This is a genomic window from Pseudomonas sp. (assembly GCF_049645325.1).
Taxonomy (GTDB): domain Bacteria; phylum Pseudomonadota; class Gammaproteobacteria; order Pseudomonadales; family Pseudomonadaceae; genus Aquipseudomonas.
In genome coordinates this window covers 1-7,507 of record NZ_JBARTQ010000001.1, presented here as the reverse complement: position 1 = coordinate 7,507, position 7,507 = coordinate 1, and the positions used below count along the sequence as shown (strand labels likewise).

The 7,507-nt window shown below is 62.4% G+C and carries 7 protein-coding genes; 4 read left to right on the top strand and 3 right to left on the bottom strand.

Going from position 1 to position 7,507, the window contains the following annotated elements:
• The first annotated feature begins 133 nt into the window (after positions 1-133).
• Positions 134-1,456 carry an OprD family porin gene (locus tag WBB95_RS00035; RefSeq protein WP_424485726.1) on the top strand — a complete coding sequence of 441 codons (1,323 nt, stop codon included), beginning with the start codon at positions 134-136 and terminating at the stop codon, positions 1,454-1,456.
• Here WBB95_RS00035 and WBB95_RS00030 read toward each other — a convergent pair whose 3' ends face one another.
• The gene (locus WBB95_RS00030; protein ID WP_424485725.1) at positions 1,457-1,933 is read right to left on the bottom strand and encodes a winged helix-turn-helix transcriptional regulator; all 477 of its coding nucleotides are present in this window, start codon (positions 1,931-1,933) and stop codon (positions 1,457-1,459) included. It abuts the gene before it with no gap.
• A gap of 107 nt (positions 1,934-2,040) precedes the next feature.
• Between WBB95_RS00030 and fabF the strand changes: the two genes are divergently transcribed.
• The 3 genes from fabF (at position 2,041) to WBB95_RS00015 (ending at position 5,955) form a co-directional block, all read left to right on the top strand.
• Positions 2,041-3,309, top strand: coding sequence for a beta-ketoacyl-ACP synthase II (gene fabF, locus WBB95_RS00025; RefSeq protein ID WP_424485724.1), 1,269 nt, complete (start codon positions 2,041-2,043; stop codon positions 3,307-3,309).
• A 72-nt stretch (positions 3,310-3,381) separates the two neighbouring features.
• Positions 3,382-3,762, top strand: a complete 381-nt coding sequence (locus WBB95_RS00020; RefSeq protein WP_016973982.1) for a RidA family protein — start codon at positions 3,382-3,384, stop codon at positions 3,760-3,762.
• A gap of 204 nt (positions 3,763-3,966) precedes the next feature.
• The gene (locus WBB95_RS00015) at positions 3,967-5,955 is read left to right on the top strand and encodes a peptidase U32 family protein (protein ID WP_424485723.1); all 1,989 of its coding nucleotides are present in this window, start codon (positions 3,967-3,969) and stop codon (positions 5,953-5,955) included.
• On the opposite strand, the gene WBB95_RS00010 is transcribed toward WBB95_RS00015, so the two are convergent.
• Both WBB95_RS00010 and WBB95_RS00005 read right to left on the bottom strand, forming a co-directional pair.
• Complete coding sequence (locus WBB95_RS00010; RefSeq protein ID WP_424485722.1) at positions 5,927-6,700, bottom strand: ABC transporter permease subunit; 774 nt, start codon at positions 6,698-6,700, stop codon at positions 5,927-5,929. The two genes, WBB95_RS00015 and WBB95_RS00010, sit on opposite strands and share 29 nt — an antisense overlap.
• A partial coding sequence (locus tag WBB95_RS00005) for an extracellular solute-binding protein (RefSeq protein WP_424485721.1) occupies positions 6,697-7,507 on the bottom strand: 811 nt, incomplete at its 5' end. The genes WBB95_RS00005 and WBB95_RS00010, both read right to left, overlap by 4 nt.

The window sequence follows — 7,507 nt, the reverse complement described above, 5'->3', positions numbered from 1 at the left end:
GCCTCGGCAAACAGTCGAATACAATAAAAACGGCCACGCCTCACTTCAAACCCTGCCCATAAAACCTTATGCATCATCCAAATAAAGTGCGGTGTTTCTGTGCGCGCGTTAATTATTCCGGGGAAGTAAAAACATGATCAAACAGTGGAGCCTGTTAACACTGGCGGTGTGCGCCGGTATCAGTCAAATGGCCCTCGCCGAATCGGTCACCGATCAGGCGGATTCCAAGGGCTTTATCGAAGGCAGCAGCGTCACCGGGCTGTTGCGCAATTACTATTTCGACCGCGACCGGCAAAGCGGCAAGGCCGACAACCGCGACTGGACCCAAGGCGCGATGCTCAACTACGCCTCGGGTTTCACCCAGGGCACCATCGGTTTTGGCGTGGATGCCTACGCCTACGGCGCCATGAAGCTCGACGCAACCCACGAAGACAACAACACCGGCAACCTGCCGACCGACCGCAATGGCGACCCCAAAGACGGCTACGGCTCGGTCGGCGCCGCAGTGAAGATCAAGATTTCCAAGACCCAGCTGAAATTCGGTGACATGCAGCCTACCGCGCCTGTCTTCGCCACCGGCGGCACGCGTATTTTGCCGCAGACCGCCACCGGGTTTGACCTGACCAGCAGCGAAATCGCCGGCCTGGACCTGGAAGCCGGGCACTTCACCAGCACCAACAGCGGCATGACCAGCAATCATGACCACGATATCTATGCCACCTACGCCAACGTGGCGGCCAACAGTGCGAGTTTCGTCGGCGGCAAATACACCTTCACGCCGTCCCTGAGTGCCACCGTGTACGCCGGCGAGCTGGAAGACATCTGGCGCCAGTACTACACCAACCTCAACTACGTGTTGCCATTGGGCCATGACCAGTCACTGGCGCTGGACGGCAACCTGTACCGCACCCTCGACACCGGCAGCGCCAAGGCCGGCGCGATCAATAACACCACGTATTCGGTGGCCGCGGCCTATTCATTCCTGGCGGCGCACACCCTGACGCTGTCGTTCCAGAAGGTGCACGGCGACACGCCGTTCGACTACATCGGCACCGGCGACAACGGCGCGGGCGAAGGCGGCGACTCGGTGTTCCTGGCCAACTCGATACAGTGGGGCGACTTCAACGGCCCGGGCGAGCAGTCCTGGGGCGTGCGTTATGACCTGAACATGGCGAGTTATGGCGTGCCGGGTTTGAGTTTCATGACCCGCTACGTCAATGGCTCCGACATCAACGGCACCCACACCCCGGCCAACAGCGCGTATGTCGGCGACTACGGTGCCGATGGCGACCACCACGAGACCGATGTGGAAGCCAAATACGTGCTGCAGAGCGGCCCGGCGAAGAACCTCTCGCTGCGCGTGCGTGATGCCATGGTTTCTTCGAATGCCGATCAGCGCGATGGCAAGCTGAATGAACTGCGGGTGATCGTCGACTATCCGTTTACCCTGCTGTAATCACTCGGGGTTCAGCCGTTGGCGCATGCCTGCGCTGGCGGCTGGGCCGGCTTGTACCGCGCACTGGTCCAGCGCCACCCACGCACCTTCGGCCGTGGCCATCATCGGCTGTACCGGCTGGCCGGTTTCGCGCGCCACCACCTGAACACTCGTGCCCTCCTCGGCGAAATGCCGGTTACCCCACGCAATCAACGCCATCAACACCATGCGGAAATCCTCGCCCCTGGGCGTCGGCACGTATTCATAACGTGGCGGGCGCTCGCTGTAGGCGCGGCGTTCCAGCATCCCGGCCTCCACCAAACCATTCAGGCGCCGCGTCAACATGTTCGGCGCAATCCCCAGGCTGCGCGAGAACTCATCGAAGCGCCGCAAGCCATGCAATGCGTCGCGCATGATCAACATGCTCCACCATTCCCCTACCCGTTCAAGGCTGCGGGCGATGGGGCATTCGTCGCTGATGAGGGACTTGCGTTGCATGGGCGCTCCTGTGTGCGGGTGCAAAGAGGTGTGACGTCATGTTACTTTCATGATGATAGTGACGTCCACAGGTGTGTACCCCTCAACGCTACAGGAGTCGATTGATCATGAGTAAACGTATCGTCGTGACAGGCATGGGCGCGTTGACGCCACTCGGCGCGAGTGTGGAGTCCACCTGGCAACGCCTGTTGAACGGGCAGTCGGGCATTCGTCGCCTGCCCGAAGCATTGATCGGAGACCTCGCCGTCAGCATCGGCGGCCAGGTGCAAACCGTGGAGCAGGACCCCGAAGCCGGTTTTGACCCAGACCGCCTGCTGGCGGCCAAAGAGCAGCGCAAGATGGACCGTTTCATCCTGTTCGCCCTGGCGGCGGCCGATGAGGCGTTGAAGCAGGCCGGATGGGCGCCGAACACCCCGGAGCAACAGGAACGCACCGCCACCATCATCGCCTCGGGCGTTGGCGGTTTTCCGGCGATTGCCGAGGCGGTGCGCACCACCGACAGCAAAGGCCCGCGGCGCCTGTCGCCATTCACCATTCCGTCGTTTCTGAGCAACATGGCGGCCGGGCATGTGTCGATCAACTACGGTTTGAAAGGCCCGCTGGGCGCCCCGGTGACAGCCTGCGCGGCGGGCGTGCAGGCCATTGGTGACGCCGCGCGGATGATCCGCGCAGGCGAAGTCGACGTGGCAGTGTGCGGCGGTGCCGAAGCGGCGATTCATCGGGTCAGCCTGGCCGGCTTTGCGGCGGCGCGGGCGTTGTCCAGTGACTTCAATGACACACCGCAACTCGCTTCGCGGCCGTTCGACCAAGCCCGTGACGGCTTCGTGATGGGCGAAGGCGCCGGCATTCTGGTGATTGAAGAGCTGGAACACGCACTGGCACGCGGCGCGCAACCCATTGCCGAACTGGTGGGCTACGGCACCAGCGCCGATGCCTATCACATGACCGCCGGCCCTGAAGATGGCGATGGTGCACGACGGGCGATGACTCAAGCATTGCGCCAAGCGGGCATCCTAGCCTCCCAGGTTCAGTATTTGAATGCGCATGCCACTTCCACGCCCGTGGGCGACAAGGGCGAGCTGGCAGCCATCAGAACGGTATTTGGTTCCAGCGGCAGCCCGGCGATCAGCTCGACCAAATCCGCTACCGGGCATTTGTTGGGCGCTGCGGGTGGCATCGAAGCGATCTTCACCGTGCTCGCCCTGCGCGATCAGGTAGCACCGGTGACGCTGAACCTGGAACACCCGGACACGCTCGCCGACGGCCTGGACATGGTGCGCGGTGAAGCACGGCACCTGCCGATTGAGTACGCGCTGTCGAATGGCTTCGGGTTTGGCGGGGTGAATGCCAGCGTGTTGTTCCGCCGCTGGCCGTAACCGGCGGTTTGCCCCTGCTGTAATTTTCGGGGACCATGGGCGCCTTTCCGTTCCTGCCAACACGAGGCGCCCATGGCTAATCACGACCTGTCCTTCACTCCCGATCCCGATGCCGATTCCATTTCCAGCGACGTGATCGGCTTCAACGGCATTCTGGTCTCCACCCAAGTGCCGACCCGCGCCGACGGCAGCCTGGAACTGGGCGACATCACCTTGCAAAGCGAATGCACCCTGCAGGCACTTAAGGTCGCGCTGGAGAAAGCCGGCAGCTCCATGGACCGGGTGATGCACCTGACCATCTACCTCACCGACATGGCTGACCGCGCGGCATTCAACGAAGTCTACAAGCGCTTTTTCGCCAAGCCCTGGCCTGTTCGCGCCGCGGTGGGCGTTGCCGCGCTGGCTGTAGAAGGCATGCGCGTGGAAGTCACCGCAATGGCCGCCAAGGCCTGAGTGCTCACCTGCAACATCGATCAAATGTGGGAGCTGGCTTGCCTGCGATGGCATCTACTCGGTATGCCTGACACCTTGATGCCCGCATCACAGGCAAGCCAGCTCCCACACGGGTTCAGCCATACAGCCCTGCGGTAGATGCCGGTCAGGCATTTCACAGCTACAATGCGCGCCTCAACCGTGACAAGCCTGACTAAAAAAACTATGTCCTTGCCCAAGCACCACCTGGAATTGCTCAGCCCTGCCCGCGATGTTGCCATTGCGCGCGAGGCTATCTTGCATGGCGCCGACGCCATCTACATTGGCGGCCCAAGCTTCGGCGCACGCCACAATGCGTGTAACGAGGTGAGCGATATCGCTCAACTGGTCGAATTCGCCCGGCGTTACCACGCCCGCGTGTTCACCACCATCAACACCATCCTGCATGACAACGAGCTCGAACCCGCGCGCAAGCTGATCCATCAGCTGTACGACGCCGGCGTGGATGCGTTGATCGTGCAAGACCTGGGCGTGATGGAGCTGGATATTCCGCCGATCGAGCTGCACGCCAGCACCCAGACCGATATCCGCACCCTGAACCGCGCCAAGTTTCTCGACCAGGCCGGTTTTTCGCAGTTGGTTTTGGCCCGTGAGCTGAACCTGCAGGAAATCCGTGAGATTGCCGACGAAACCGATGCCGCCATCGAGTTCTTCATCCACGGCGCCCTGTGCGTGGCGTTTTCCGGGCAGTGCAACATCTCTCACGCGCAGAATGGCCGCAGCGCCAACCGTGGCGACTGCTCCCAGGCCTGCCGCCTGCCGTACACCTTGAAAGATGACCAGGGCCGCGTCGTGGCCTTTGAAAAGCACCTGCTGTCGATGAAAGACAACAACCAGAGCGCCAACATCCGCGCCCTGGTCGAAGCCGGCGTGCGCTCGTTCAAGATCGAAGGCCGCTACAAAGACATGGGCTATGTGAAAAACATCACCGCCTACTACCGCCAGCGCCTCGACGATGTACTCGAAGACCGCCCGGACCTCGCCCGCGCCTCCAGCGGCCGTACTGCGCATTTTTTCCTGCCCGACCCGGAAAAAACTTTCCACCGTGGCAGCACCGACTACTTCGTCAGCGACCGCAAGATCGACATCGGCGCCTTCGACACCCCAACCTTCACCGGCCTGCCGGTGGGTGTGGTGGAAAAAGCCGGCAAGCGCGACCTGCAAGTGGTCACCCATGAGCCGCTGTCCAACGGCGACGGCCTCAATGTGCTGGTCAAGCGCGAAGTCGTAGGCTTTCGCGCCAACATTGCAGAACCTAAAGGCGAGTTCGAGGAAGACGGCCAGAAGCGCTACCGCTACCGCGTCGAGCCGAACGAAATGCCGGCCGGCCTGCATCAGTTGCGCCCGAATCACCCGCTGAACCGCAACCTGGACCATAACTGGCAACAAGCCCTGCTCAAGACCTCGGCCGAGCGCCGTATCGGCCTGGCGTGGGTCGCACGCCTGCGTGAAGACCAGTTGCACGTGACTGCCACCAGCGAAGAAGGCATCAGCGCCAGCGTCACCCTGCCCGGCCCGTTCGGCGTGGCCAACAAGCCGGAACAGGCGCTGGACACCCTGCGCGACCTGCTCGGCCAACTCGGCACCACCGAGTACCACGCCACGGGTATCGAGCTGGATGCGCCGCAAGCGTTCTTCATCCCCAACTCGCAGCTCAAGGCCTTGCGCCGTGAAGTCATCGAAGCGCTGACCGCCGCGCGTGTCGCGGCTCACCCACGTGGCGGGCGCAAAGCCGAGACCTCGCCGCCGCCGGTGTACCCGGAAGCGCACTTGTCGTTCCTGGCCAACGTCTATAACCAGAAAGCGCGCGACTTCTACCATCGCCACGGCGTGAAGCTGATCGACGCGGCGTTCGAAGCCCACGAAGAAACCGGCGAAGTGCCGGTGATGATCACCAAGCACTGCCTGCGGTTCTCGTTCAACCTGTGCCCTAAACAGGCCAAGGGTGTGACGGGCGTGAAAACCAAGGTCGCGCCGATGCAGTTGATCCACGGTGATGAAGTGCTGACCCTGAAGTTCGACTGCAAGCCGTGCGAAATGCACGTGATCGGCAAGATCAAGGGGCACATTCTGGGCTTGCCGCAGCCAGGCAGCGTGGTCGGTTACATCAGCCCGGATGACCTGCTCAAGACCATCCCACGCGGGATGCACTGACCGCTCCGCGCTTGCGCACCGACAGGCACCACAGCGGAAACGGCAACGTCACCAGCAGCAGCGACCACAACAAGGCGTAGACACTGTCTACGCCTTCGTTTTGCAGGTTGACGAACAGCTTTACCGGAATGCCCTGCGGAAAGTACGCAAACACCATCACAATCCCGAACTCGCCAATCACCCGCACCCAGACAATCGCCAACGCGTTGGCCAGGGCGCGCCGGGTGACGGGCAAGGTCACACGCCGAAATACCTCGCCGGGCGTGCAGCCCAGGCCTTGGGCGGCTTCTTCCACCGAACGCGGCACCGACTCAAACGCCGTGCGCGCGCACAAGATGTAGTACGCAAGCCCCCCGTAGAGTTGAGCGAGGATAAACGCCGGCAGGTTATTGCTCAGCGTGATGCCGACTCGGCCCAGCGCTTCGCCCAAGGTGGCGTAAGGCCCATAGGCGGTGACCAGTAAAATCCCCATCGCCAATGGCGGCGTCAGCAAAGACACCAGCAACAGCGCCTCCAGCACACTGCGCCAGGAGGATTGGCTGCGCGCCAGCCACAAGGCCAGCGGCGTGCCGAGCAGCACAATCAACAGCGTCGACACGCTGCTCAACCCCAACGACACCCCAACCGCAGTGCCGTCGCCATAGGCCAACTGCCAATGCGCCCAGGACGTGGCACCCACCAGCGCCACAAAGGGAATTGCCAGCAACACCGTGGCGGGCACGCCCAGCCACAGCGCTCGACTCAAAGCACGCCGCCTTTCGGCTGACCGTAGCCATTGGCCTCAAACAGCTTCTGCGCGTCCGCCGATTGCAGGAACTTCACAAAGTCCTCGGCCTGTTGTGGGTGCAGGGCGTTTTTCAGCACCACGGCGTAGAACACCAGCGGCTGCGGCTTGAGGGTCTGCGGCTGGCCGTTCTTGTCTGGCAGTTGCAGGTCGACCGTGTCGTACCAGTCCTTGGCATCCGCCGGGTTACTCAGGTTGATTTCATCGGGCAGCGCGACATACGGCAACTTGGCGGAAATCGTCGCGCTCTCGTAACCTGAAGCGGCGTCGATTTGCCCGGCTTGCAGGCGCGTCAGCAAGCCGCCTTCGCCGAAGACCTGTTGCGGGTTTTGTACGTCACCCAGAATGCGCTGGGCCAGGCCCGGTTGCTGGTAGTACTTTTCCGCCAGCTTCATCGTGAACACGATGTTCTGCCCCTGGGGGTCGGTGCCCGCATCCGTACGACCAAACCGCAGGCCAGGGGTTTGCAGCACTTGCCACCAGGTGCCGCTGGCCAATTGCGGCGCGAAACGGCTCTTGGGGTTGTAGGCGATGACCATGCGTGTGCTGGCCACCGGAACCGCGTGATCGGCCAGGCCGGCCTGTTGCAGGATCTCGACAGGCCCCGGCGTGATGGAGACGAACACATCCGCCTGCAGCTTTCTGGACGCCAGCAGGCGCGCCAAGCCATAGGCGCCCTCGCCCTGCCCCTGGTACGTGACGTTTTCACGTTCGGCAAATGCCGGGCCCAGTGCCTTGTCCATCACCACGCCCATGGACCCTGCATAG